Origin of the sequence: Kribbella sp. NPDC051718 (assembly GCF_040681515.1) — a bacterium.
Lineage (GTDB): Bacteria > Actinomycetota > Actinomycetes > Propionibacteriales > Kribbellaceae > Kribbella.
Window position 1 is genome coordinate 158659 of record NZ_JBFAYZ010000004.1, and the last position, 25668, is coordinate 184326.

At 68.3% G+C, this 25668-nt stretch carries 25 protein-coding genes; 10 read left to right on the forward strand and 15 right to left on the reverse strand.

Annotated features, from left to right (window positions below):
- Nucleotides 1-181: 181 nt before the first annotated feature.
- The 3 genes from AB0M15_RS16335 to AB0M15_RS16345 are packed head-to-tail and all read left to right on the forward strand — an operon-like array spanning nt 182 to nt 3340.
- Nucleotides 182-784 carry a hypothetical protein gene (locus tag AB0M15_RS16335; protein ID WP_363818816.1) on the forward strand — a complete coding sequence of 201 codons (603 nt, stop codon included), beginning with the start codon at nt 182-184 and terminating at the stop codon, nt 782-784.
- A 6-nt stretch (nt 785-790) separates the two neighbouring features.
- Complete coding sequence (locus AB0M15_RS16340) at nt 791-1447, forward strand: fibronectin type III domain-containing protein (RefSeq protein WP_363818818.1); 657 nt, start codon at nt 791-793, stop codon at nt 1445-1447.
- Between the two features lie 54 nt (nt 1448-1501).
- Nucleotides 1502-3340: a sensor histidine kinase gene (locus tag AB0M15_RS16345; RefSeq protein WP_363818821.1), complete on the forward strand. Its 1839-nt coding sequence runs from the start codon at nt 1502-1504 to the stop codon at nt 3338-3340.
- Here the strand turns inward: AB0M15_RS16345 and AB0M15_RS16350 are convergent.
- Both AB0M15_RS16350 and AB0M15_RS16355 read right to left on the reverse strand, forming a co-directional pair.
- Entirely contained in the window at nt 3337-4104 is a 768-nt protein-coding gene (locus tag AB0M15_RS16350) for a DUF1206 domain-containing protein (RefSeq protein ID WP_363818823.1), read from the reverse strand. The two genes, AB0M15_RS16345 and AB0M15_RS16350, sit on opposite strands and share 4 nt — an antisense overlap.
- 31 nt (nt 4105-4135) lie before the next feature.
- Entirely contained in the window at nt 4136-5134 is a 999-nt protein-coding gene (locus tag AB0M15_RS16355) for a stage II sporulation protein M (RefSeq protein WP_363818826.1), read from the reverse strand.
- 77 nt (nt 5135-5211) lie between these two features.
- Here AB0M15_RS16355 and AB0M15_RS16360 point away from each other — a divergent pair, with 77 nt between their 5' ends.
- Both AB0M15_RS16360 and AB0M15_RS16365 read left to right on the forward strand, forming a co-directional pair.
- A complete protein-coding gene (locus AB0M15_RS16360; protein WP_363818829.1) occupies nt 5212-6213 on the forward strand; it encodes an RDD family protein in 1002 nt (333 codons plus the stop codon).
- 31 nt (nt 6214-6244) lie between these two features.
- Entirely contained in the window at nt 6245-6991 is a 747-nt protein-coding gene (locus tag AB0M15_RS16365; RefSeq protein WP_363818832.1) for a helix-turn-helix transcriptional regulator, read from the forward strand.
- Here the strand turns inward: AB0M15_RS16365 and AB0M15_RS16370 are convergent.
- Nucleotides 6960-7382: a hypothetical protein gene (locus tag AB0M15_RS16370; RefSeq protein WP_363818835.1), complete on the reverse strand. Its 423-nt coding sequence runs from the start codon at nt 7380-7382 to the stop codon at nt 6960-6962. The genes AB0M15_RS16365 and AB0M15_RS16370 overlap by 32 nt on opposite strands.
- 117 nt (nt 7383-7499) lie before the next feature.
- Nucleotides 7500-8936 carry an adenosylhomocysteinase gene (ahcY, locus tag AB0M15_RS16375; RefSeq protein WP_363818837.1) on the reverse strand — a complete coding sequence of 479 codons (1437 nt, stop codon included), beginning with the start codon at nt 8934-8936 and terminating at the stop codon, nt 7500-7502.
- A gap of 122 nt (nt 8937-9058) precedes the next feature.
- Here ahcY and AB0M15_RS16380 point away from each other — a divergent pair, with 122 nt between their 5' ends.
- From AB0M15_RS16380 to AB0M15_RS16395, 4 genes are all read left to right on the forward strand, one after another.
- On the forward strand, nt 9059-9427 hold the full coding sequence (locus tag AB0M15_RS16380; protein WP_363818839.1) for a MerR family transcriptional regulator: 369 nt from the start codon (nt 9059-9061) through the stop codon (nt 9425-9427).
- 319 nt (nt 9428-9746) lie between these two features.
- Nucleotides 9747-10076 (forward strand): lactococcin 972 family bacteriocin, encoded by a 330-nt coding sequence (locus tag AB0M15_RS16385; protein WP_343983591.1) that lies wholly within the window; start codon nt 9747-9749, stop codon nt 10074-10076.
- Nucleotides 10077-10236: 160 nt separating this feature from the next.
- Entirely contained in the window at nt 10237-12195 is a 1959-nt protein-coding gene (locus AB0M15_RS16390) for a hypothetical protein (protein ID WP_363818843.1), read from the forward strand.
- 12 nt (nt 12196-12207) lie between these two features.
- A complete protein-coding gene (locus AB0M15_RS16395) occupies nt 12208-12870 on the forward strand; it encodes an ABC transporter ATP-binding protein (RefSeq protein WP_363818845.1) in 663 nt (220 codons plus the stop codon).
- A gap of 39 nt (nt 12871-12909) precedes the next feature.
- Here the strand turns inward: AB0M15_RS16395 and AB0M15_RS16400 are convergent, their stop codons facing one another.
- The 9 genes from AB0M15_RS16400 to AB0M15_RS16440 form a co-directional block, all read right to left on the reverse strand.
- Nucleotides 12910-13869 (reverse strand): cation diffusion facilitator family transporter, encoded by a 960-nt coding sequence (locus AB0M15_RS16400; RefSeq protein WP_363818847.1) that lies wholly within the window; start codon nt 13867-13869, stop codon nt 12910-12912.
- A 36-nt stretch (nt 13870-13905) separates the two neighbouring features.
- Complete coding sequence (gene manA / locus AB0M15_RS16405; protein WP_363818850.1) at nt 13906-15072, reverse strand: mannose-6-phosphate isomerase, class I; 1167 nt, start codon at nt 15070-15072, stop codon at nt 13906-13908.
- Entirely contained in the window at nt 15066-16148 is a 1083-nt protein-coding gene (locus AB0M15_RS16410; protein ID WP_363818853.1) for an SIS domain-containing protein, read from the reverse strand. Before AB0M15_RS16410 ends, manA begins: the two co-directional genes overlap by 7 nt.
- The gene (locus AB0M15_RS16415) at nt 16148-16351 is read right to left on the reverse strand and encodes a Trm112 family protein (protein WP_328334834.1); all 204 of its coding nucleotides are present in this window, start codon (nt 16349-16351) and stop codon (nt 16148-16150) included. The genes AB0M15_RS16410 and AB0M15_RS16415 overlap by 1 nt, the downstream gene beginning before the upstream one ends.
- A complete protein-coding gene (locus tag AB0M15_RS16420; RefSeq protein ID WP_363818857.1) occupies nt 16352-17740 on the reverse strand; it encodes a phosphomannomutase/phosphoglucomutase in 1389 nt (462 codons plus the stop codon).
- Between the two features lie 37 nt (nt 17741-17777).
- The gene (locus AB0M15_RS16425; protein WP_363818860.1) at nt 17778-18512 is read right to left on the reverse strand and encodes a ThuA domain-containing protein; all 735 of its coding nucleotides are present in this window, start codon (nt 18510-18512) and stop codon (nt 17778-17780) included.
- Nucleotides 18505-19593, reverse strand: coding sequence for a Gfo/Idh/MocA family oxidoreductase (locus tag AB0M15_RS16430; RefSeq protein WP_363818862.1), 1089 nt, complete (start codon nt 19591-19593; stop codon nt 18505-18507). The genes AB0M15_RS16425 and AB0M15_RS16430 overlap by 8 nt, the downstream gene beginning before the upstream one ends.
- 76 nt (nt 19594-19669) lie before the next feature.
- Nucleotides 19670-20287 (reverse strand): hypothetical protein, encoded by a 618-nt coding sequence (locus AB0M15_RS16435; RefSeq protein ID WP_363818864.1) that lies wholly within the window; start codon nt 20285-20287, stop codon nt 19670-19672.
- Nucleotides 20288-20370: 83 nt separating this feature from the next.
- Complete coding sequence (locus tag AB0M15_RS16440; protein ID WP_363818866.1) at nt 20371-20763, reverse strand: DUF3499 domain-containing protein; 393 nt, start codon at nt 20761-20763, stop codon at nt 20371-20373.
- Between the two features lie 31 nt (nt 20764-20794).
- On the opposite strand from AB0M15_RS16440, the gene AB0M15_RS16445 reads away from it, so the two are divergent.
- Complete coding sequence (locus tag AB0M15_RS16445; RefSeq protein ID WP_363818869.1) at nt 20795-21241, forward strand: metallopeptidase family protein; 447 nt, start codon at nt 20795-20797, stop codon at nt 21239-21241.
- Nucleotides 21242-21245: 4 nt separating this feature from the next.
- Here the strand turns inward: AB0M15_RS16445 and AB0M15_RS16450 are convergent, their stop codons facing one another.
- Together AB0M15_RS16450 and AB0M15_RS16455 are read right to left on the reverse strand one after the other, a co-directional pair.
- Nucleotides 21246-22715 (reverse strand): DUF5719 family protein, encoded by a 1470-nt coding sequence (locus tag AB0M15_RS16450; RefSeq protein ID WP_363820232.1) that lies wholly within the window; start codon nt 22713-22715, stop codon nt 21246-21248.
- Nucleotides 22716-22720: 5 nt separating this feature from the next.
- Complete coding sequence (locus AB0M15_RS16455; RefSeq protein WP_363818872.1) at nt 22721-25633, reverse strand: glycosyltransferase family 2 protein; 2913 nt, start codon at nt 25631-25633, stop codon at nt 22721-22723.
- Nucleotides 25634-25668 lie beyond the last annotated feature (35 nt).

The following is a 25668-nucleotide window of genomic DNA, read 5'->3' on the forward strand; positions in this document are numbered from 1 at the left end:
ACCATCCGGCTACCATTCGTCAATGATTGACGTAGTTTTGTCACAGTATCGTTGCGCCGGGTCATGGAACTGGGTTCCATAAAATCCCGCGGAGGGATCTGTTGAGCGGTAAGCGTTTGCCTTATGGTGAGCGGGCGTACGCGGACAGTTAACGCCCCGAACTATCCGATGAGGTAACACGATGAAGCAACGCTTTCGCGCGCTCAGCGCGGCCGCCGCAGTGGCCGCCGTCCTGACGCTCGCCGCCCCCAGCGCCTTCGCCGAGGTCGAGCCCGGTGGCTGGACCTCCTACTCCCCGTCCTTCTCCGAACAGGAACGCGGCTGCGGCCAGATCAACGGCCTGACCTTCCAGCTGACCTGCTCCACCGGCAGCGGCGACCAGCGCGCCGAGCGCCGGTACGCCACCTACTCCAGCGGCAGCCGCCAGTTCGAGGGGTACTTCAAGATCACCTCGATGTCCGGCGGCACCCGGATCAGCCTCAAGCAGACCTTCAACGAGAGCGCGGCCGGGCCGTACTTCATGCTCGCGGTGGAGAGCGGCGGCCGGCTCTACCGGGTCGGCGCCGGCACCGTCGCGAACGGCGCCACGGTCGGTACGACGGTCCGGGTGAACACCGTGCATGTCGTCGGCAGCACGCACAAGACCTACATCAACGGCTCCCTGAAGCAGACCATCTCCAGCCCCCGTGGCAGCTTCTACGACAAGTTCGGCTCGTACCGCACCGACAGCGGCAAAGGCCCGATCACGGTCCAGTGGAGCGGCGTCAACTTCTGGCGGAAGTAGGTCCTGTTGATCCGTCTCGCCACAGCGGTGGCACTGCTGGCCGTGCTGACCGGTTGCGCATCCGAAGCAACCGGCCAGCCGGCCGCCCCAGAACTTACTGCAACCCTCGACACCCCGACCGACATCACCCTGTCCTGGTCGGGCGCCCCGGCCGAATCCACCAGCACCATCGTCGAGTTCGCCACCGAGCCCGAGGGCCGCTACACCATCCTCGACTTCGTGAGCGGCAACCAGTACAAGCATCCCGACCTGATCCCGAAGACCCCCTTCTACTACCGCGTCACCCCGGTCCTCGGCCCCGCCTCAGCGTCCGTCGACATCAAGTTGCCCGCAGCAACAATCTCCCAGGCCGCCGGCGCGACCGCCGCACCAGGCTCCGTCCGAACAGGCGCCGGTACGCCGACCGAGGTCGCCGCCCAGTCCATCGGCACCGACGGCGTCCGGGTCACCTGGACGGACAACGCCACCGACGAGGACGGCTACCTCCTCGAGATCAAGCCGAAAAACCGAAGCGAGTACCGGGTAGCCGGCTTCATCGACCCCGACTCCACCGTCACCGACCTGACCACCCTCCCGGCCGAACGCATCGCGTCGTACCGGATCCGCGCCTTCTACCGAGGCACGCCATCCAACCTCGCCCACCAGACCACCGGCGCCGACTGAGCATCACTCGAAGGAGTGACGCCTGGCGCCCCCTGGGCGTCACAGAATGTAGAGGTGAGTGCCCAGACCAGTAGCATCCGCCTGCTCCCCGCGCGAGCGCTGCCGACCGCCCCGGTCGCCGGGCTGCTGGTCGCGGCGCTCGGCGTCTGCGCCATGGTGGCCGACATCTTCCTGATCGGCGGCACGGAACGCTGGCATTTCGTCGACCCTTGGATTGCCCTGGGCATCATTCTCGCGCCGGCCACCCTGGTCTTCCGGGAGAGCCGCCCGCTGATCCCCTGCGTCGCGCTCACCGTCGCGATCACGCTGGCCTATCTCCCGACGAACACCCAGCCGGTACTGCTGGTATGCCTGGCCGTAGCCCTTTTCTCGGCGGCCCGCTCCCAGCAATCGCCCATCCGCTGGGCGGCGCCGGTGATCGTCTTCCTGCCGCTGGTGGTCACCACCACCATCTGGCCGAAGGTGGTCGACCTCGTCTACTGCCGCCCGGACACACCGACCTGGCTCTTCCCGAACTACGCGAGGATCGCGGCCTCGGACTACACCGAGCACGACACGATCCAGCACTGGCCGGTGGCCTTGTCGCTGGTACTGGCCGCCAGCTGGCTGTCCGGCTACCTGCTGCGCTCGGTCGATCTCCGGTCCCGGTTGGCTCCGTTGATCGACGACGTCGTACGGGTCGAGAATCCAGGCAATCCCTGGCGGTTCGACGGGCTGCTCGCCGCCGCCTTCGCTCTCCTGCAACTGTGGGACCACTCGCAGATCGAGGGCGAGTACAAAGTGGGGATCCGCGGGGCGCTGACCGCCCTTCTGCTGCTTGCACCGCTGTCGCTCGTCCTGCGCCGGCGACTGCCGGTCGTACCGTGCGTCGTGCTCGGCGTGGCCGCGACGGCCGGGTACGCCACCGGCCAAACCCCCTGGGCTCTGATCGTCGCGCTGGCGGTGGCGCTGTACTCGGCCGCGGCCTGGCGCAGGCCCGCCTACTCCGCGGCGTTGGCCGGCGGCGTACTGGCAGCCATGTATGTGGCCAGCAGGGGGCTCGGCGACCATGCGCTGGTCAAGATCGTGTATGCAAACCAGCAGTTGGCAGCTATGTACATGTTCCCGGGAGCGGACAATGAGCTCGAGCTACTGCGGTCCGGGTTCGAGCGGGTCTGGCCGCTCTCGTACTCCGTCGCCCTGGTCGCGCCCTGGTGCCTCGGGCTGCTGGTGCGGACCGTACGCCGGAGCCAGCAGACCTCGGTCCGCGAAGCGCAACTGCTCAAGCGCAACCAGGAGCACGAGCAGAGCCAGGTACTGCTGGAGGAACGAGCGCAGATCGCGCGGGACCTGCACGACGTGGTCGCACACCACGTCAACCTGATGGTCATCCAGGCAGAGGCTCACAAGACGGACGAGACCGTAGAGGGCTTCCAGCGGATCGGCGACACCGGCCGGCGCGCGCTGACCGAGCTCGACCGGATGTTGTGGGCGCTGCGGGGCGAACCCGGCTCGCCGGTTCAGGCGCCGACGCCCGGGCTCGGCCAGCTCCCCACGTTGCTCGAAGGCCTCGCCGAGCAGGGAATCCCGGTCGAGCTCGAGATCAGCGGAGACCCGGCCGGGCTGTCCGACGGGCTGCAACTGACGATCTACCGGCTGGCACAGGAAGCACTCACCAACGTCGCGAAACACTCGGGGGCGAAGACGGCCCGGCTGCTCGTCGACGTCGGGGCGAACGCGGTCACGATCGAGATCGGCGACGACGGATCCGGCTTCGACGTCGCAGCGGCCTCCGTCGGGAACCGGCACGGCCTGGCCGGGATGACCGAACGAGTCCGGATCCACCACGGCACGCTCGAGATCACGTCCTCGCCTGGCGACGGTACGACGATCAGGGCCACGCTCCCGCGCTAGTGCCTGGCGTTGCGGGACCAGACGAAGCAGTAGACGCCGAAGCAGGCGATGCCGAGGGCCATCAGGGTCAGCAGGACTGAGCCGAACGGCTGGTCCTTGATGGTGCGCAGGGCGGTGTCGAGACCGCCGGCCTTCTTCGAGTCGTAGTTGATCGAGGCGTAGGCGAACAGGCCGCCGACGATCAGGAAGGCGATTCCCTTGGCCGCGTAGCCGACCCGGCCGAGCAGGATGGTCGACTCCGAGGCACCACCGGTCAGGTCCTCGGTGAACTTCTTCGTCCAGGCCTTGTACAGCTGGCGGATACCGACACCGATGATGACCAGACCGATGATCACGACCAGCACCCGGCCGGGGCCGTTCTGCATCAGCTTCGCGGTCATGCCGCTCGACTGACTGGTACCGGACTTGCCGGACCCCATCGCCACCTTGGCCGCGCTGATCGACAGCGCGAGGTAGACGACGCCGCGGCCGATCGACGAGACCTTCTTCTCGGTGTCGAGATGACCGTATGCCAGTTCGAGAATCTTCCAGATGACCAGCGCGAGCAGGCCGACGGCCACCACCCAGAGCAGCACGTCGCCGAAGGACTTGCTCGCCAGCTCCTGGAGGGCGCCCTGCTGGTCGGCCTCACCCGAGCTCTTGCCCCAGGCGAGTTGCAGGGAGATCCACGCGATCAACAGGTGGACCACGCCATAGGCGATCAGGCCGACGGTGATCGCGACGGCGTACAGACGACTGTTCTGGGCTTGCTGGGCGGTCCTCATAGAGCACCCTGTACCCGCCCGGAAACGCAGGTCAGACGGACAGCGGTGCGCTCGCCTCGCGCTCAGACAGCTCGACGTCGCCGTACTCGCCGGATCTCGCGGCCCGCCGGCCGAGCGTCCAGACGTAGACGAAGAAGCCGATCTCGACCAGTACGCCGATGCCGACCCGGACCGCGGTCGGTAGGTGCGACGGAGTGACGAACGCTTCAATCAAACCAGTGATCAACAGGATGACCGCGAGCCCGATCGCCATCCCGACGGTGGCCCGTCCGGTCTGGGCGAGCGCATGCATCCTGGTGCGCGGGCCGGGCGCGATCCACGACCAGCCGAGCCGCAATCCGGCCGCCGCCGCGACGAAAACGGCCGTCAGCTCGAGCAGACCGTGTGGCGTGATCAGTCCGAAGAACACGTTCGCCCGGTCGTGGCCGATCATCACCCCGGCGTTGATGCCGAGGTTCATCGCGTTGCTCCAGAGCACGAACATCGTCGGCACCAGCAGTACGCCGATCGCGAGTACTGCGGCCGATACCGTCGCGTTGTTGATCCAGACCCGCAGGGCGAAGTCCTGGGCCGGGTTCTCGGAGTAGTAGTTGGCGAAGTCCTCGTCGACGAGCTGCTGGATCTGTGCCGGAGTGGTCACCGAGTCGAGCACCTCTGGGTGCGCGATGATCCGCCACGCCATCCAGGCGGCCACCAGATAGAACAGCAGGCCGATGGTGAGCCACCAGCGGCGGGACGTGTAGAGGGCTGCGGGGAAGCTCACCAGGAAGTACCGGGAGATGTCGCGCCAGACAGGTGCCTGTGCACCCGTCACTGCGCCTCTCGCGTCGCCGATCAGCCCGGAGAGTCGCCCGATCGTCACTGGGTCGGCTCCACTCGCCCGGAGCGCCGAGAGGTGGGTACCGACCCGCTGGTAGAGCGAGACCAGCTCATCAGCCTCTGCCCCGGTCAACCGACGCTGCCGCCGGGTCAACGCCGCCAGCCGATCCCACTGCGGCTGATGCACGGACACGAACGCCTCGACGTCCATCAGCCCTCCCTTGGCTTCTCTGGCTCTGCCTTGCGTCACACTAGCTGTCCGAGGTGTCTGTACAGGGAGGGGCGCGGGTGTCTCAGCTGGTCACGGGGGAAGCGGTCGTCCTCCAGGTGCGGATCGCGCGGATGCCGACCCGCGCCCTGGCGTGTGCGATCGACTTCATCATCCAGATGATCGTGCTGGGCACGCTGCTGGGTTTCCTGCTCGGGTTCCTGATCGTCGAGGCCAGCCCGGCGCTCGGTGCCGCGCTGGCGATCATCACCGTGTTGCTGGTCGTGGTCGGGTACAAGGTCGTGATGGAGACGCTGACCCGGGGCAAGACGCTCGGCAAGCTGATCCTCGGGCTCAAGGTGGTCCGCGACGACGGCAGCTCGATCCGGTTCCGGCATGCGCTCGTCCGCGGACTGCTGTGGCTGTTCGTGGACTTCGCGCCGTGGTTCGCCGCCAGCCCGGGGATCGTGGCGAGCCTGATGAACAAGCAGGGCAAGCGGATCGGTGACATGGTCGCGGGCACGGTGGTGATCCGCGAACGGCACCAGCCGATGGCGTCGCCGCCGCTGTTCGTACCGGGGCACCTGGTCATGTGGGCGCAGTCGCTGGAGCTGTCGCGGCTGTCGGACGACCTGGCCAACACGTGCCGCGAGTACCTGGCCCGCTACATGGAACTGGAAGTCTCGGCCCGGATAGCCATCGGCGACGCGCTCGCCTACCGCGTCGGGCAGGTGACTGCTCCCGCTCCGCCGGTCCACATCATCGCCCCTGCGTTCCTGTCCGCAGTACTGGCCGAACGCCGCCGCCGCGAACTAGCCCGCCTGGCCACAACCAGAGCCACCTACAGCACCAACCCGTACGCCGTGCCAACCGGCCCCTTCGCTCCCCCCAACCCACAGGCCAATCCGTACGCCGTGCCCGCTGGACCGTTTGCGCCGCCCAACCCGTATGGCGCCCAGCCGCCGCCCTACACGCCACCCCCGCCACCCCAGGCCCGGCCGCACGTCCCGGCGCCGGAGACCACCAAGGTCAACGCTCAGGGCTGGCATGCACCGGGCAGCGAACCCGACCAGTGGTCCTGAACTGTCGGATCCGCGCGGCAGACTGGCGGATGTGAACTTCCCCGACACCCTGCGGACCACCCGGCACCGCCGCCACCTGAGCCAGCTCGAACTGGCCCTGCGCGCCGGCACCACCCAGCGCCACCTCAGCTTCATCGAATCCGGCCGTTCCACCCCCGGCCGGACCATGGTCGTCCGCCTCGGCGAGTCGATGGAACTCTCCCTCCGCGAGCGCAACGACCTCCTACTGGCCGCCGGCTTCGCCCCCGTCTACCCGCAGACCGCCCTGGACGACCCCGCCCTGCACCACGTCCGGGATGCGCTGGGCCACATCCTCACCGGCCACCAGCCGTACCCCGCGATAGTCGTCGACGCCAACCACAACCTGGTCCTGGCGAACGACGCCTTCACCCTCTTCACCGAAGGCGTCGCGGACAAACTCCTCGAACCACCCATCAACGTCCTCCGCCTGTCACTCCACCCCGACGGCGTCGCCCCACGCATCGTCAACCTCTCGACCTGGGCCCAGCACATCCTCGACCGGCTACCACCCGGCGAGTTCCGCGACGAACTCGCCGCCTACGTCCCGTACGTGGAACCAGGCCCCGAACACGTCGGCTTCGCCGCCCCCATGCACCTCCGCTCCCCCAAAGGCGACCTGCACCTGACGACCACCATCACCACCTTCGCCACCGCCCTCGACGTCACCGTCGCCGAGCTGAAGCTGGAGGCCTTCCTGCCGGCCGACGCGGCAACAGCCGCCCTGCTCAGGGATTGGGGAACTGGTAGTCCGCGATGATCCGCTGATCCGCACCCACCATCAGCACCTCTTGCCCGCCACCGACAACCTCACCGCTGGCGGCCGCGACCATCTCCCAGTCGAACCGCACCACATCCTTCAGCCGGACGGCATACGCCCCCGGCCGGAACGAGTACCCGCCCCCAGCGACGAACTCCTCGTACGTCCGCGCGACGCGAGCTTCGAGCTCGTCGTACCCCGTCGCCTCCAGCGTGCTCGCCACGAACCCCAGTCCCGCCGCCGCGGTACGGATCTCCTCCGGCGGCTGCAGAACGTGCGTACCGGACTCCACCCACAGCCCCTCGATCGCCTTCCGACGCTCGCCGGCGTCCGCCAGAGCCCACACTCCGACGTACCGCGAAACCAGTTCGCGCGTAGCGCTGTCAGTCATCGTTTCTCCTTGCACAGAAGCGTTTTGTCAACACCCCTGATCCTGACGAAGGCCCGCCGCACCCTCAATTCCCGGCAGGGAATGAGAGCACGACGGGCCTTGGTCAGGGACGACCGCTCAGTAGCGGTAGGCGTCCGACTTGTACGGACCCTCGACCGGTACGCCGAGGTACTCGGCCTGCTCCTTGGACAGCTCGGTCAGCTTGACGCCGAGCGAGTCGAGGTGCAGCCGGGCGACCATCTCGTCGAGGTGCTTGGGCAGCACGTAGACGTCGGTCGGGTACTCCGAGGTCTTGGCGAACAGCTCGATCTGCGCCAGCACCTGGTTGGTGAACGAGTTCGACATCACGAACGACGGGTGCCCGGTCGCGTTGCCCAGGTTCAGCAGCCGGCCCTCGGACAGCACGATGATCGTGTGGCCGTCCGCGAACCGGAACTCGTCGACCTGCGGCTTGATGTTGACCCGCTCGATGCCGGCCGTCTTGTACAGCCCGGCCATGTCGATCTCGTTGTCGAAGTGGCCGATGTTGCCGACGATCGCCTGGTGCTTCATCTGCGCCATGTGATCGGCGGTGATGACGTCCTTGTTGCCGGTCGTGGTGACGAAGATGTCGGCGATCCCGACGACGTCCTCGATCGTGGTGACCTGGAAGCCGTCCATCGCGGCCTGCAGCGCGCAGATCGGGTCGATCTCGGTGACGATCACCCGGGCGCCCTGGCCACGCAGCGACTCCGCGCAGCCCTTGCCGACGTCGCCGTAACCACAGACGACCGCGACCTTGCCGCCGATCAGCACGTCGGTGGCGCGGTTGATGCCGTCGATCAGCGAGTGCCGGCAGCCGTACTTGTTGTCGAACTTCGACTTGGTGACCGAGTCGTTGACGTTGATCGCCGGGAAGAGCAGCGCGCCGGCCTTGTGCATCTCGTACAGCCGGTGCACGCCGGTGGTGGTCTCCTCGGTGACGCCGAGGATGTTCTGGCCGATCTTGGTCCAGCGCTGCTTGTCCTCCTGCAGCGACCGGGTCAGCACGGACAGGACGACGCCGTACTCCTCGGACTCGGCCGTCTTCGGGTCCGGAACGACGCCGGCCTTCTCGAACTCGGTGCCCTTGTGGACGAGCATGGTGGCGTCGCCGCCGTCGTCCAGGATCATGTTCGGACCATCAGCGCCCGGCCAGGTCAGCGCCTGCTCGGTGCACCACCAGTACTCCTCCAACGTCTCGCCCTTCCAGGCGAAGACCGGCACGCCGGCCGGCGCGTCCGCGGTACCGTTCGGGCCGACGACGACCGCGGCGGCCGCGTGGTCCTGGGTGGAGAAGATGTTGCAGGACACCCAGCGCACCTCGGCGCCGAGAGCCGTCAGCGTCTCGATCAGCACCGCGGTCTGGATGGTCATGTGCAGCGAGCCCATGATCTTCGCGCCGGCCAGCGGCTTGCTCTCGCCGTACTGCGCGCGCATCGCCATCAGGCCCGGCATCTCGTGCCCGGCGAGCCGGATCTCCTTGCGCCCGAACTCGGCCAGGCCGAGGTCTGCCACCTTGTAGTCGAACGTCATACCGTTGCCGCTCCCCTGGGGATGTCGTTGTGCTTCCTGCCGGAACCGAGCCTAGGGGGCGCGGCCGGGGTCCTGGTCGGGTGGGGCGGCATTTCTGACACCGAAATGTCAGGATTGCTGTCATGCGCATTACGGAAGCAGCCAAGAGCCTCGGCACCACCCCCCGGATGCTCCGCTACCGGGAGGCGCTCGGCCTGCTGCCGAGATCCCGCGCCGCGCGCAACACCCAGCGCCAGTACGACGACCGCGACCTAGCCGCGGTCCGCCTCGCCCTCGAGCTCGAACGCCGGTACGACGTGACGCCGGCCGCGCTCGCCTTCGCCCTGCGAGCACTGGCCGAACCGTCGGTCGCCGCCGACCTGCGCAATCTCGGCTACCGCACCGGCCGGCTCAGCGCCCCGCCGACCACAGCCGAGATCGATCGCGAGCGCGCCCTGCGCTGGCTCGGCCGCAGCGGCATGCTGCCGCCGCCGCACAACCGGCCGCGTTGAATACAAAACCGTTCAGTCTTCAAACAATACCGGCGAAAAAACGACCACGATTGCACCGTTCGGAGAATCTGTCATATTCATTGCAGGTTCCTGCAACGAATTGCGCCGTTATGATTTCGTGACCATCCTCGGGATTGCTTCGGATTGTGTAGGTCTCGTAGCTTTTCCGTAACAAGGGGGTTGCGGAGCCGAAGCGGCCCGACACGGGGAAATCAGCTGCCAGCGGTATTTCAGCGGACTTTTCCGTGCGCGTTTCGGGGTGTTCTGTGGTTTTCCGCAATTCCTTTTCCGCCCTGTTTTTCCAAGGAGAGGGAAGCTCATGAACAAAGCACGCAAGGGTCTCGCCGTCGCATTGATGGCCGGCCTCGGATTCACCGGGATCGGTATCGCGGCACCGGCCGCCAACGCCTGGCTGCACGTCGGCTCGGAGACTCGTCACCCGGCCGAAGGCGGCACCTGGGAGTACGGCTTCTGGAACGTCAAGATCCGTTCCTACTACACCGTGAACAAGTGCCACGGTTCGTCGGTCATTCTCAACGGCAGCCTGGTCCGCAGCATCAACACGGCGTCGGGCTACAAGTCGATCGCGGAGAAGGGTGCGATCAACAGCCCGGGTGCCGACGACTCGTACTACTACCGCACCTGCTGATTTCCTCAGCGCTCCCGTGCCCGGCCCGGTCTCAGCCGGGCGGGCACGGATGCGCGTCGCCCAGAGGTCGCCCGAAGGTCGCGCAGAGTCGCGCGGCGTCGCTCTGCGTGCGAGGATGAGCCGCCCAATCCGCCCTTTCCAACCCGCCTGGAGACCTGCAGTGCACAGGAAAATCGCCGTCGCGGTGTCGGCGCTGCTGTTCGCGCTGCTGGCCGTGGCGGTCACGCTGGTCGCCACCATGCACGACCGGTCGTACCCCGAGCAGCTCTCGACGAAGTCGATCGTCAACCTCGACTTCAGCAGCGCCGGGATGGACGACGCCGCCGCGATCCGTGAGCTCGGCACGCTGAGCGACCAGCTGGACCTCGGGCTGGTCAAGGTCGCTCCCGACCTCGGCGGCGACCAGACCGGCCAGGTTTTCGTGAAGGTCGGCACCGAAGGCTCGTTCCCCGAGCGGATCCGCCGCTTCGGCAACGACCAGGATGCGACCGTCCGCACCCAGGACGCGCTCGCCCATTCCTATGCCAGCGGTGAGTATCTGATCACCGGCTCGACCTCCGGACAGGCCGCGTTCCGCGGCTGGCTCGGCGAGCACCGGGTGATCAGCAAGTGGAGCGAGAACAACCTCGCCGGCACGCTCAGACTCGTCATGAAACAAGGCAGTTTCGCCACCAGCCTGCTCGCCGCGACCGCGCTGATGGTGTCGCTGGTCCTGTATTGGCTGTCGGTGAAGGCCCGTGGCCGGGCACTCCGCGCCCTGGCCGGGGTCTCCGGCTGGCGAATCCAGTACGAGGATCTGACCGGCTTCCTGGTCGCGGTACTGATCGGGGCGCTCGGTGTCGACGTGCTGGCCCTGGCGTGGACCGGATTCTCCCAGGGCTGGACGTTCGTCCCGAAGTACCTGTCGATCCTGGCGACCTTCGACGTCATCGTGCTGATCGCGACGATGGCCTTCGCCGTCGTGATGTCGGCCGCCTCGTGGCCCGGTCCGGCGATGCTGGCCAGGCGGGAGCCGGCGGTCAAGTCGCTGCGGAAGGTGTCGATGGCCCTCAAGGGCCTGACCTTCGTGCTCGTCCTCGCCGCGGTGGCACCGGCCTTCACGGCGTACACGAATGCCCGTGGGTCGGCCGAGCAGCAGTCCCGCTGGAAGGCGCTGGCCGACCAGGTCACGATCTCCTTCCAGGGCGGGATGGGTGAGAAAGGCTTCGAGCAGATCCTGAAGCAGGTCGGCGACGTGGTGAACGACGCCGAGAAGAAGGACGCCGTCGCGCTGTCCTACACCTGGGACGACGAGGCGCTCAAGGGCGTCGACCTGGGCAAGTTCGAGACGCTGGCGGTCCTCAGCCCGGGGTGGCTGCGGCTGATGAACAAGGGCGCGGCCGGGGAGACTCCCGGGCTGACTCCGTTGCCTGCTGCTGAGATCCCGGCAGGTGCCAAGCAGTACCTCAGCGGCAACCTCGGCCTCTGGACCCGGGACAAGTCGGCCGGGGACGCGGCGCTGCGCAAGGTGTCGTTCTACCACTTCACCCAGCCGGGCACGATGCCGCTGGCGAGCGGGGGCGGTGGCGAGCTGATCTTCCCGAAGGACGCGATCGTGATGTTCGTGCCGAATCTGCACGACACCTTCAACGACGACTTCCTCGCCTCGGCCGCCTCCAGCCGGAACCTGGTCTTCACCGGGCTCGGACCGACGCAGGCGCTGCTCGCCGCGCACGACCTGCAGTACAAGACGACAGTTCGGTACGCGGCTGAGGAAGGCGTGCTGCTCGCGCAGTTCACGGCATACTTCGCCTGGCTGCAAGCGGTCTCGCTGATCGCGTTGATCATCGCGCTGGTGGTGTCATCGCTGATCGCGGCCTTCATCACCGCCGTCCTCCGGGCCAAGCGCGACTTCCCGTTGCGCCTGGCCGGACAGCAGTGGCGGGAGATCCTGGCCGACCGGGTGATCATCGAATGGTGCGTCGGGATCGGGCTGGCCGCGATGATCATCCTGCTCCGCCGCGGCGACGGCGCGTTGCTGATCGCGGCAGCCGCAGTACTGGGTCTGCTCGCGGCGCCGGTCACGCACCTGCTGGCCACCCGCTGGACCTTCGAGAACGTCAGCCGACGCAGACTGTAGACGGGAAGAACCATGACCATAGAAGCCCAAGCCGTCTCGGTCGTCATCGACGGTCGCGAGATCGTCCGCCAGGCGTCGCTCACCTGCGAGCCGGGCACGATGACCGCGCTCGTCGGCCCCAGCGGCTGCGGTAAGACGACGCTGCTGCACTGCCTCGGACTGCTCCAGCAACCCACCTCGGGCAAGGTGCTGGTCGACGGCGTCGATACCTCCGGCTGGAAGGCCGGCCAGCGCCGTCGCTTCTGGAAGGACTCCGGCGCCTTCGTCCTGCAGGACTACGGCGTGATGGAAGAAGAGTCGGTCGCCTTCAACGTGGTGATGAAGGCCAGCGTCTTCGGCTCCCGCGTCCTGGGCGACAAGAAGGCGCTGGCCGAGGCCCTGGAACTGACCGGTCTGCAGGGCCGCGACAACGAACTGGCAGCTCACCTCAGCGGCGGCGAGAAGCAACGCCTCTCGATCGCCCGCGCCATCTACAAGAACGCCAAGGCGGTCTTCGTGGACGAGCCCACGGCGTCCCTGGACGAGGCCAACCGCACCCGCGTCATCGACCTCTTCCGCAACCTGGCCACCCGCGGCTGCACCGTCATCGTCGCCACCCACGACGACGAGATGATGGCAGCCTGCGACACGCGCCACTCACTCACGCGCCCAGCCGAACAACTCCTCACCAGCTAGTCCGCCGGCCGGCTCAGCGGCCGGCGGAGCCGGCGCCGCTCAGTGGGACGGCGCCTCGGGGACTGCGGGGCGCTCGTCGGGGGTGTAGGTGTCGGAGTAGATGTCCGGCTCGAGATAGACGTGCTGGGACATCGGCTCGGCTTCGCGGATCGCGCGCTCGGCGGCGTCGATGGTGGCGGCGATCGCGGCCGCGTCGGCGCCCGGCTCGACCGCGACCTTGGCGGCGACCAGGACCTCTTCCGGACCCAGGTGCAGGGTGCGGATGTGGATCAGCCGGTTGACGCCGGGGGTGTTCTCGATGGCGGCGACGATCTTCTGTTGTGCCTCGCGGGTCGCGGACTCACCGAGCAGCAGGGACTTCATCTCGATCGCCAGGAAGATCGCCACGCAGACCAGCAGCGCGCCGATCGCCATCGAGCCGAGGCCGTCGAAGATTCCGTTGCCGGTGGCAAGGGTCAGGACGACGCCGATCAGGGCCAGCACCAGACCGGTCAGCGCGGCGAAGTCCTCCAGCAGGATGACCGGCAGCTCGGGCGCCCGGGCGTTGCGGACGAACCGCACCCACGGCGTCGTACCGCGGAGCTTGTTCGCCTCGACGATGGCGGTCCGGAAGGACAGCGACTCCATCACGATCGCGGCCAGCAGGACCGCTACCGGCACCCACTTCCAGTGCTCGATCGGGTGCGGGTCGTGCGCCTTGTGGTAGCCCTCGTACAGCGCGAAGAGCCCGCCGACGCTGAACAGCACGATCGCGACGATGAACGAGTACACGTAGCGCTCGCGGCCGAAGCCGAACTGGTGCAGCTCGTCGGCCTCGCGCTTGGCCCGCTTGGCGCCGACCAGCAGCAGCACCTGGTTCCCGGCGTCGGCCAGGGAGTGGATCGCCTCGGCCAGCATCGAGGCGGACTGGGTCAGCCCCCAGGCGGCGAATTTCGTGACCGCGATACCGGTGTTCGCCAGCAGTGCCGCGACGACGGCTTTGTTACCGCCACCAGCCATTTCCGTTGTCCTCCGGAGGAATCAAGAATCAGGGGATCAGCGAGCGGACACGACGAACGCCGTGCCGGAACCACGCAGAGTACAGGGTCCTTCGGTGCCACGGACGAACGCGGACTGTCCGGCGGACAACCGCACGGTTTCTTCGGTGCCCGCGGCATCGACCGCGGCCGTTCCGTCAACACACGCGACGATCCGCGGCCCGCTGCCCGGTACCTTGGTCGGCCCGACCGACAGATCGAACCGCCGGACGGCGAAATACTCACACCCGGTCTCGTACTCCGTGACGCCCGGCGCGATCTCCACGCCGTGCAGCACAGGAGACGCCAGCGGCTCGAAGTCGACCACGGACACCAGCTCCGGTACGTCGACATGCTTGCGCGTCAGCCCACCCCGCAACACGTTGTCCGAGTTGGCCATCACCTCGAACCCGGTCCCGTGCACGTACGCGTGCACGTTGCCGGCCGGCAGGTAGACCGCCTCGAACCGTTCCAGCCGCACCCGGTTCAGCAACAACGCGGCCAGCACCCCGGGATCGTCCGGGAACTCTTCACACAGCCGGCTCAGCGTCTCGGTCTCGAGGGCGAATTCGGAGCCCTGATAAGCCCGGCAGGCCTCACCGAGCGCAAACACCAAAGGACGGATCGCATCCCGGTCGGTGCTCATGAAGGTCGTGAACGCCTCTTGCAGTTTGCCGTCCAGCAACAATGCCCGCAGCTCGTCCAGCACACCGAGCGCGTCGAGCAAAGCGACGGAATCCGCCACCGGCCGGAATCCCACCAACGCGTCGAATTCACCCAAGGCGATCAGGATCTCCGGCTTCGGCCAGGCGTCCTTGTAATTGCGATCGGCCGCGTCGCGCGGAATTCCCGCGGCCTCGTCGCGCGCATAACCGTCGATCGCCTGCGCCCGGGAGGGATGCGCCTGGATCGACAACGGCTGCTCGGCCGCCAGGATCTTCGCCAGGAACGGGAACCGGCCCTCGAATTCGGCGGCTGTCTCCTCCCCCAGCACACCGCTGGGGTCCGCCGACACCAGGTCGAACAACGAGTCGCCTGAGGGCAGTACGGACGGCGCCGACTCGTGCGCGCCCATCCACAGCTCGGCCTGCGGCTTGCCGTCCGGTTCCACCCCGATCAGCTCGGGGATCGCTGTCCGCGATCCCCAGGCGTAGTCGCGGATGGTGTTCTGGAGCCGAACTACCACGCCGGGTCCTCCGCGGGGTTGCCCGCCGGTCCCGGAGCCTGGTCCTCCCGCGGCGTGCCGTAGCGGCCGAGTCCGATTCCCAGGTACGCCGCGGCGTACCGGCCGTGCTGCGTGAGAGCGGCGTACCGGGCGACATCGGTCCCGTTCGCTTGCCGCACCACGTGCACCCGTACGTCGTGACGCTCGGCCTTCTCCTCCAGCTGGCGACGGTGCTCGGCGACGCCCGCGTCCTCCACCCCGTCGTCCAGGATGACCAGACCCGGCCGCAGCTCCTCCGGCTGGTCGAAGGGGTCGGCGAAGACGTCCCTCGGCGGCTGGTTCGCCAGCACCGGCAGCAGGTGCCCACAGTCGGCGGCAAGCGCCGGGCGACCGCTAGCGAGCCGCACAGCCTCCACCACACGACGTGCGGCGCGGGCAGCGAGCACGGAGCCGCCCCAGACGAGGGGAAGCGCGTCGGCGAGCATGAGCGCCAGGTCCTTCGCAGGGTTGGACGCTACGTCGTTGTTGGGCGAGCACTCGATCGCTACCTCGTCGAGCATCTCCGCGACAGCCTTGCCGTCCACAGCCGGCCCGAGGTCCATCTGGTGCAGACCCTGCAGCACGGCGACAGCTGCTGCCAGCTGGTCGTCCGACTGCGACGGCAGCCGTACTGCGTGCCGCGAGCCGGCCGATGCCTGGGCCACCGGCGAGTCCGGCGGCGCAGCCACCAGCAGTCCGGCACCCCGGCGTACGGCCTCGGATGCCGCGGACACGGCACCCGGGTCAGCGTCGGAGCCGCCCAGCACGACTACGAGGTCGAGGGGGCTGGTCCAGCCCGGCAGACCCGGACCAGGCCAGGCCACGAACGGCACCGGGCAGACCGGCTCCAGCACCGCACGGACCAGGCGAGCATCCCGGCCGGCGGCGACGATCGCGCGCGGGCGGAAGCCGTCTGTGGCGAGCTGGGAAAGGGACTCCTCAGAGGCCTCCAGCTCGGCCCGCACCCGGGCGCCCGCCCCGGCCAGCCGGCGCAGCAAGTGGTCGGAAGCCTCAAGGGCGGCCGGGTCGTCCAGCCGGGAATCGTCGAAGACGCTCATCAGTTCTCGGAGGCCTCTGCATCCTTGGTCTCGCGCGCCTCGTCGATCAGCAGCACGGGAATGTCGTCGCGGACCGGGTAGGCCAGCGCGCAGGTCGGGTTGGTGCAGACCAGTTCGCTCGCCTCGTCGTCCACGCGGAACTCCGACCGGCACTTCGGACAGACCAGGATGCTCAACAGGTCAGGGTCCAGGTTCACAGGCATCTAGTTCTTCTCCTCCACCGGTGCACCGGTGATCAGGGCCAGTACTTCGTCGCGGACACGCTCCATGGTGGCGGCGTCCCCGGCCTCGACGTTCAGCCGCAGCAGCGGCTCGGTGTTCGACGTGCGGACGTTGAACCACCAGTCGCCGGCGTCGATCGTCAGACCGTCCAGATGGCCAACGGTAATACCCTCGCGGTCGCCGTAGGTGTCCTCGATCGCCGCAACCGTGGCGGCGGCGTCCTCGACCCGGTTGTTGATCTCGCCGGAGGCGACGTAGCGCTCGTAGATCGAGAACAGCTCCGAGGCCGGCTTGTCCTGCTCGCCGAGCGCCGCGAGCACGTGCAGTGCCGCCAGCATGCCGGTGTCGGCGCGCCAGAAGTCCCGGAAGTAGTAGTGCGCGGAGTGCTCGCCACCGAAGACCGCGTCGGTCTCGGCCATCTTCTGCTTGATGTTGGAGTGCCCGACCCGGGTCTTGACCGGTACGCCGCCGTGCTCGGCGACCAGTTCCGGCACCGCCTTGGAGGTGATCAGGTTGTACAGGATGGTCGAGCCGGGGTGCTTGGCCAGCTCACGGACGGCGACCGCACCGGTGATCGCGCTCGGCGAGATCGGGTCGCCCTTCTCGTCCACCACGAAGCAGCGGTCCGCGTCGCCGTCGAAGGCGAGCCCGAGGTCGGCGCCGGTCTCGCGCACCTTCGCCTGGAGATCGACCAGGTTCTTGGGGTCGAGCGGATTGGCCTCGTGGTTGGGGAAGTTGCCGTCCAACTCGAAGTACAGGGGCAGGATCTCGACCGGGCCGGTGGCGAAGACGGCCGGCACGGTGTGCCCGCCCATCCCGTTGCCGGCGTCGACGACGACCTTCAGCGGGCGGATGCCGCTCAGGTCGACCAGGTCGACCAGATGGTCCGCGTACGCCGTGAGCAGGTCCTTCTGCTTGACGTGCCCGGCGACCGCGACCGGGGAGAGCCCGTCGATCAGCGTCTTGGCGACCAGGTCCGCGATGTCCCGCAGGCCCGACTCCGCACCGACCGGGGAGGCGCCCGCGCGGCACATCTTGATCCCGTTGTACTTCGCCGGGTTGTGGCTGGCCGTGAACATCGCACCGGGCAGCTGCAGGCGGCCGGAGGCGAAGTACAGCTGGTCGGTCGAGGCCAGCCCGATGTCGATCACGTCGGCCCCGGTGCTGGTCACCCCCTCCGCGAAGGCGGCGGCCAGCCCCGGGCTCGACGGACGCATGTCATAGCCGATCACCACGGCTCCAGGACCGGCGAGGACGTCCAGCACCTCGACGAACGCCGCCCCGGTCGCCCGGGCCACCGCCTCGTCCAGCTCGTCCGGAACAACACCCCGTACGTCGTACGCCTTGAAGATCGCAGCTACATCAGCCATGCGTGGACCCTATCTGGCCCGGCATCAAACCTGTGTTTCAGGCTGTTTCGAACCAGCCGGGTGTGGCGCGGTGGTGGACGTCGGGGAGCTTGCGTTCGACGACCGGGGCGGCCCAGTTGACGGCGTTGGCGAGGATGCGCTGGATCTCGGGCTGGTGGTAGGTGGGGTACTCCTGGTCGCCGGGGCGGAAGTAGAACACCCGGCCCTGGCCGCGGCGGTAGCAGCAGCCGGAGCGGAACACCTCGCCACCGGAGAAGGAGCTGACGAAGACCAGCTCGTCCGGCTGCGGTACGTCGAACAGCTCGCCGTACATCTCCTCCTGCGGGATCACCAGCGGATGCGGTATGCCGGCCGCGATCGGGTGCCCGGCGGCGACCGTCCAAAGCAGCTCCCGGTCGTCCTCCGAACGCCAGTCGAGCGAGCACGTCGTACCCATCAGGCGTTTGAAGATCTTGGAGAAGTGCGCCGAGTGCAGCGCGATCAGGCCCATGCCCGAGAGCACCGCCTCCTGCACCCGGTCGACGACGGCGTCGTCGACGTCGCCGTGCGCCCGGTGCCCCCACCAGGTGAGCACGTCCGTGTCGGCCAGCACCTCCTCGGTCAGGCCGTGCTCGGGCTGCTGCAGCCACGCCGTCCGGACCTTGATCTCCTCACCGAGCGAGGAGCGCAGGCCGGCCGCGATCGTCTCGTGCATCGTGTCGGGGTAGATCTTCTGGACGGCGGCGTCGTCCTGCTCGTGGACGTTCTCGCCCCAGACGGTGACCTTAAGCATCGAGTACTACCTCTCGTCCGGCCTGCGCCGAGGCGTAGGCGGCGTCGATGATCCGGGTGCGCGCCAGCGCCTCCGAACCGTTGTGGACCGACCAGTCGCCGCTGAGCACGATCGCGACGAACTCGCTGACCACCGCGCGGTGGCCGAGCCCGGCGCCGGTGGCCGGACGCACCTCGGCCGGGATCCCGCCGACGTCGGTGAAGATCTTCAGCGTGTCGGTGTTCGTGTAGTTCTGGACGTCGATCTTCGCGCCGCCCTCGGTGCCGAACAGCTCGATCCCGAAGTTGTCGCCGGGCGCCCGGTACGTCGCCCAGCTGGTCTCCAGCTGCAGCGCCCCGCCGCCCTCCAGCCGCAGGTACGCCGTGGCCAGGTCCTCCACCTCGAACTTGGCGCCGAGCGTGTCGACCGTCGGCCGGATCACGCTGCTGACGCTGCCGCGACCGCGCGGGCCGAGCTCGGCGAAGGTGTTCGCGCTGACCGTCGTCACCGTCGGCTCGTTCATCAGGTGCAGCGCCATGTCGAGGATGTGCACGCCGAGGTCGATCAGCGGGCCGCCACCGGACAGCTCGCGGTTGGTGAACCAGCCACCCATCCCGGGGATGCCGTTGCGGCGCATCCAGTGCGCCTTGGCGTAGTAGATCCGGCCGAGCAGGCCCTCGTCGATCTGATGCTTCAGGGTGGCGACGTCACCCCGCTCGCGGTGGTTGAACACCACCTTGAGCACCCGGCCGGCCTTCTTCGAGGCCTCGACCATCGCGGTGCCCTCGGCCACCGTCCGGGCCAGTGGCTTCTCGCAGAGCACGTGCAGCCCGCGATCCAGGGCCGCCAGTGCGATCGGGGCGTGCAGTTGCGTCGGCGTACCGATGCTGACGGCGTCGAGGCCGTCGAGGGCGAGCAGGTCCTCCCATTTCTCGAAGAGGTTCGGCACCGAATGCTCGGCGCCGAGACTCTTCAGGATGTCCGTCTCGAGCCCCGCGAGCGCCACTACCTCGACGTCGGGCAACTCCGAGAACGCTTCCAGTGCGGTCCGTCCGGCGAAGCCGAGGCCGACCACTCCGACTCGTAGCTTTTGATCGTTCACAGCCACGAGTCTTGTCAGTACCTGACGGAGTGGTCAACCTCATCCCACGTGACGAAACACATTCCAACATTCAGCCTCAGGGCAGTTTGGCCGCCGCGGCCTTCGCGATCTTGTCGAAGTTGGCGGCCTTCATGCCCACCCCGTCGCCGCTGAACGCCAGCACCGAGACGGCATTGCCCTTGACCGTGACGGCGTACGGGAAGGCGCCGTTCTCGCTGCCCGGGTCGCTCGGCAGCGCGTAGTCCCACCAGCGCAGGATGGTGGTCGCGTCACCGGCCACGATGTGCCGGTTCTCGGTGATCCGCCGCGCGTGCGTCGGCGCCGGCTTGGAGTACTTGCAGGTCTGCAGCGTGGCCAGGATCGACTTGTACGCCGCCTTGGCCGCCGCGTCGTTCTGGTACCGGCTCAGGTACTGCGTGCCGTACGACATCATCTCGTCGGTGTAGCCGCGGGCCAGCCGCTGCGCCACCGCCTTGCCCTCGGTCGACGCCGGGCCGCAGTACGCCTTCGGCAGCGTGCCGTTGTCGACCTGCGTGATCCACTTCGTCCCCGGATCGGCCGCCTTGACCTGGGACAGCGTCACCAGCCGCGTGCGATCCATGTACGCCCCCGCGTTCGCCGTCGAGGCCCCCACCGTCAACGCGCCCAGCGCGGACAAACCTGCGGCCAGAACAGCGATCTTGCGTCCGTTCATTTCCTTGCCCCCTGTGTATTGGTGTGTTCTGCCCAATACGACGCGGGGTTCCGCCCAAAAGTTCAGGCCCTGACCGAAAGTCCTCAGGCCTGCTCGGAGTTGTCCTCGGCCGACGGTCCCGGATCCTGCAGCATCCGCAGGTGGCCCCGGCGGATCACCTCGACCGGAGCGCCCGGTGCGGGTCCACGCGTCGCCGGCGGGATCGGCCGGGCGGCGTCGCGGACCGCGTTCGCCAGCGCTTCGAGGTCGTCGTCCGAGGGGCCGGAGGCAGCCGGGTCCGGAGCGAGCCGGATCACTTCCCAGCCGTTCGGCGCGGTCAGCCGGTCGGCGTGATCGGCGCAGAGGTCGTAGCAGTGCGGTTCGGCGTACGTCGCGAGCGGGCCCAGCACACAGGTCGAGTCGGCGTAGACATAAGTGAGCGTCGACACCGCCGGCCGATGGCAGGCGGCGCGCGAACAGATCCTGGCGATGCTCACGTCCAGACGCTACCCCCACTAGGCTGATCGCGTGACCGAGGCTCGCCGTCATCGACGGCACATCGACCGCCATGGGCGCGGCATGCTCGGACCGATCAGCCGGCCGAGCAGCTTCGCCCCGCGCGGACTGCCCCTGCAGCGGTCCGCCGCGGCCCAGTTCGACGAGGTCGTCGCGATCGAGGTGACCCGGCTGGAGAAGCGGCTGCCGCAGGTCGTCGCGCGGGTCGAGTTCGCGATCGAGGACGTGCCGAACCTCGACATGCACGCGGGTGAGATCCCGCTGACGCACTCGACCGGCGGCACGTCGCACGAGCCGTACCGGATCGTCGTCTTCCGCCGCCCGATCGAGCTGCGAGCCGAACGCTCCGGCACCAGCCTGGCCTGGCTGGTCCGGTCGGCGCTGGTGCTCGAGCTAGCCGACGTCCTGGCGTTGTCGCCGGAGCAGATCGACCCCGAGTTCGAGACCGACGACGACTGAGCCCTTACTTCAGAGCAGCCCGTACGTCCGGTTGTGCGCCGAGCTGAGCCCGGAACACCAGCGAGGTGGTCAGCGGCCAAGCGGCAACCAACGGCACCTCGTCATCACCGAGCTTCGCCGGCGGCATCAACGTCACCGCCGCCACCGCCGAACCCTTGACCTGCTCGACCATCAGGTACGTCGGCCGCGGCTGCGCCTTGAACGGGATCATCGTGGTCGCACCGTTGATCACGTCGAGCGACCGCGCGGCGAGCAGCTTGCCGGCCACGTCACGCAGCTCGAACTTCACCGTCGCCGTCTTGCTCGGCGCCGTGATCTGCAGCTGCGCGGGCTGCGCATGGCCGGGCAGCACGAGATAGGCCGGTCCGGACAGCGCCTCGGCCGATCCGAGCACCGCGAAGTCCTGGCCGCTCGCGTCGATCGTGCGGGTCGAACCGGTCAGCGGCTGGTCCGAACTGACGGTCACGGCGGACGGGTCACCGAGAAGTACCGGATCGAGCCGGATCGACTTCACCGTGCCGGCCGGGATCTGCATCGTCGACAGCTCGGCCGGCTTGAACGATCCGTTCGGGCCGTTGATGGTCAGCGTCGCCGTCGCCTGCAGATCGCTCGGGTTGGCCAGCGTGATGATCCGGATGCCCTTGCCCGCAGCGAGCCCGGGAATCACCAGCGACCTGGCCGGTGGAGCCGACGGGCTGATCCAGTCCACGCCTGCGGGCTCCTTGCCCGTGCTCGCGTTGTCCCGCAGAGCCGCCGCAACCCGGCCGCCGGTGGACTCGACATGCAACGCCAGATCCCGGACCTTCGGGGCCACCAGGCTCAGATACACCGACGTGGTTCCCCGCGCCGGTACTACGACGCCGCGCGCGTTCGGCAGGTCGAGCGCGCCGCTGGCCGAGTACACGGTGACGTTGACCTCGGCGTTGACGCTGTCGAGGTTGGTCAACTCGAGGATGTCGCGCCGACCGGCGGCACCACTCGCACCGACGAACCAGAAGTCCGACCCGGGCAGCTGACAAGGCGCGCTCGCCATGCCGCGGTTCACGCCTTCGGTCGACACCGTCGTACTGGTACCGACCGTGCCGGCCGCGAGTGGGCCGATCCCGCGGATCGAGAGCGGTACGGGCTTTGCGGTCTTGGCAGTCGAAGCGATTTTGCCGCGGACCAGGACGGACCCGATCGGGTCCGAGGTGGCCGGCAGCGGGCCGATCGACAGCGGCGTCGCCGCGCCCGGGGCGACCGGAGTGCCTTCGGGCAGCAACGGTGAGACCGAGTCGACCGCGCTCTGGATCTTGCCGCCGGGGCCGGGGGCCGGGCAGCTCAGCGCAGTACGGTTCACGATCGTGCGGGTCACCCCAGCGGCACCCTCGGGACGCGTGACCGGCTCCTTGGCGTGCGTCACGACACCCAGGCCGCCCGCGGCCGCCATCGCGAGCACGCAGGCCCCGACCCTGATCCGGACGTCGGACAACATGCCGCTCACGACACCCTCCTTGCGTGTGACCCGCGCGGTGTCGCGACAGTGCGCCGCGCTGTCGGCATGCAGGAGATCAGCGCGATGATCCACGCGATGATGCCGAGCACCCGCCAGATGTCGTTCACGTTGTCCTGCAACGGCGTCTTGCCCTCGATCGTCGACCGGTCGACCAGCCAGCTGGCGTCGCCGTCGGCCGCGCTGGCCCTGGTCAGGCCGGGCAGCGAGTCGAGCGTCGCCATCAACGTCGGATCGACGGGCGCCGGCAGATAGACGTAGTCGACCGCGAGCCCCGCGAGTTGCCGGCCTTCTTCACCGGTACCACCGCCGCCGAGAGCGGACAGGATGTCGGTGATCGGCTTGGTCTGCTCCGGCTTCGGCGCAGCCTCCAGCGAACCCATCCGCGGACCGCCGTCGCGGACCAGCGAGAAGCGCATTGCCGTCGTCGCATCCTTGCGGACCACCAGGATCGACGCGTTCTCCGGCGGCGCCTGCGAGGACATCAGGTACTCCGGGAGGTCCTGCTCAGGTCCACGGCGCAACGGGCCGTCGTCACCCCGCACGAGCCAGAAGCCGGCCGTGACGAGCGTCGCGACCAGCACCAGGCCCAGTACCGCCTGGACGATGACATCGCGCGACTTGCCGACCGAGTCCCACGCGACGGTGATCGCGATGATCCAGCCGGCCGTCATCAGGAACATCAGCGGGCCACTGCCACCACCGAGCCGGCTGGCGATCAACGTGCCCGCCAATCCGGCCAGTGCTGCGAACCACCCGATCAGCTCGTACCGCTGCCGCGACTCGCGCAGCAAGCTCAACAGGGCCACCAGGATCAGCGGTACCGCGAACCACCACGGCACCGGCGCGCCAACCGGCGTACCGGTCAGCAGGTGGGTGAGGCTGTCGCCCGGGCCGACCGCTGCGGTGGGTGGGCCGCCGGCTTCTTGGCCGAGCCGCGACGGGTGCATCACCAGCTCGATCGTCCACGGCAGGACGAGCACCAGGCCCAGTACGACGGAGAAAACCAGCTGCCGACCCTGACGACGCCACCCGAGACCGAGCGGTGCGCCGACAGCCAAGGTGATTCCGACCAACAGACCCAGAGCCGGCGTGAAAGCGATCAGCACAGCCAGGCAGATGCCGGCGAACCAAGCCGCACGCCAACTGCCCTGGATGACCACGCGTCTCCGCCGCGCCACGGTATGAACCGCAGCACCGAGCAACGGCAGCGCGATCGCCGCGACAACCGTCCCGATCCGGCCTTGCGTGATCGCGCCATTGGTGAAGACAGCAAACCCGTACGCCGCCGCGCCCCAAGCTCGCGCAACACGGTCGACGACAAAGGCGCGCAGCAGACCCCAAGCCGCCAACGCAGCAAGGGGAATCGCGCCGAGCAGGATGACGTTGGTCGCACCGGACGGTCCGAACGTCACCGTCGACAGCGCCCAGAACTGAGCGAGCCATGCGGGCGGAGTCACACCGGGCGGCGCTGCCGCGGCCGCATGCCAGAGCGAGCCGAGGCTCTCGTGCGGAGGCAGCAACAGCGTGGAACGCAGTACGCCGCTGCCGATCAGGCTGCGTGCGGCGATGAACGTACCGAGAGCCAGGAAGACCCAAGTCACCAGGAAAGGCCGGCGGATGAGTTGCCGGCGCCAGCGCGGCTGGTCCTGCGCGACCCGGGCCGTGCTCTTGGCCCGGCGAGCGGTCGTGACGACCTGCTCCTCGGGCTCGTCGGCCCAGGCCTCACGGAGGCGCTCGGTGATGGTGCTACCGGTCTCCTCGAGGTTGTGCCGCAGTGCGTGCACCGAGCGCGAGAAGAGCGGCTTGATCGATTCGTACGGAACCTGGTCGAGCCGGCGACGGTCCTTGCGGGCCTGCCTCCAGCCACCGGCCAGCAAGGTCCCGAGCAGTGCGGTCCATTCGTCGACCGCGCCGGACGGCGTCTTGCCGATGATGAACCAGACCGAGCGGACGAAGGTACCGAGCAGGAACCTGAGCACCAGCAGCGGAAGCAGCTTGCCAGGTGCGTTCGCGAGAACGGTGTAGTACGCATGGGCGCGGTCGAGTTGGTACGCATGCCGACGGGTGCCGGCCAGTGCCCGCTCACCGGTCGCGGCGGCCTCGGCGTGGTAGATGACGGCATCCGGCGCGACGCCGACCTTGAACCCGGCCCGGCTCGCGCGCCAGCCGAAGTCGATGTCGTCGCGAAACATCGGCAACCGCGGGTCGAAGCCACGCAGCGATTCCCACACGTCGCGGCGGACCAGCATGCCGGCCGAGCTGACCGCGAGCACGTTGCGCGGCTGGTCGTGCTGCCCCTGGTCGAGCTCGCCGTTCTCGATTCCGGTGTCGCGGCGGCCGCCGAGCGAGGTGGTGACACCGACCTCGAGCAGTTCACGGTCGCGCGGCCACATCCTGAGCTTCGGGCCCCAGACAGCGGTCTCCGGCGACATCGTCGCCTGCAACAACAGTTGCTCCAGCGCCTTCGGGGCCGGTGCACAGTCGTCGTGCAGCAGCCAGAGCCACTCGACCACGGGAATGTGCTGGTCGTCGCCGTACGGGCCGACCGCGGACGGTACGGGCGCGAAGCCGACTGTCTCGATGCCGCGGGCGACCGCAGTACCGAAGCCGGTACGGGCCGACAGGCTCACCACGGGCTCGACGGCGGGCATGGTGGCGAGCAGTTCGGCGGTCTCGTCGGTGGAACCGGTATCGACCGCGATCAGCCGCTCAGGACGGCGGCCCAGCGCCCACAGCGCCTCGGTCAGCCGGGGCAGCCAGGCGGCTCCCTCGTGGCCGACCACGACCGCGGTGACGACGTGCCGGATCGGCGCGCGACCCATCGGATCGTTGGTGAGGTCGGTGGGGAAGTCGACTGAGTCGAAGAACTCCCAGCCGGCCGGAGCTTCTGATTCCATGCGGAGCAGTGACACCTCAGGGGAAAGTGACGACC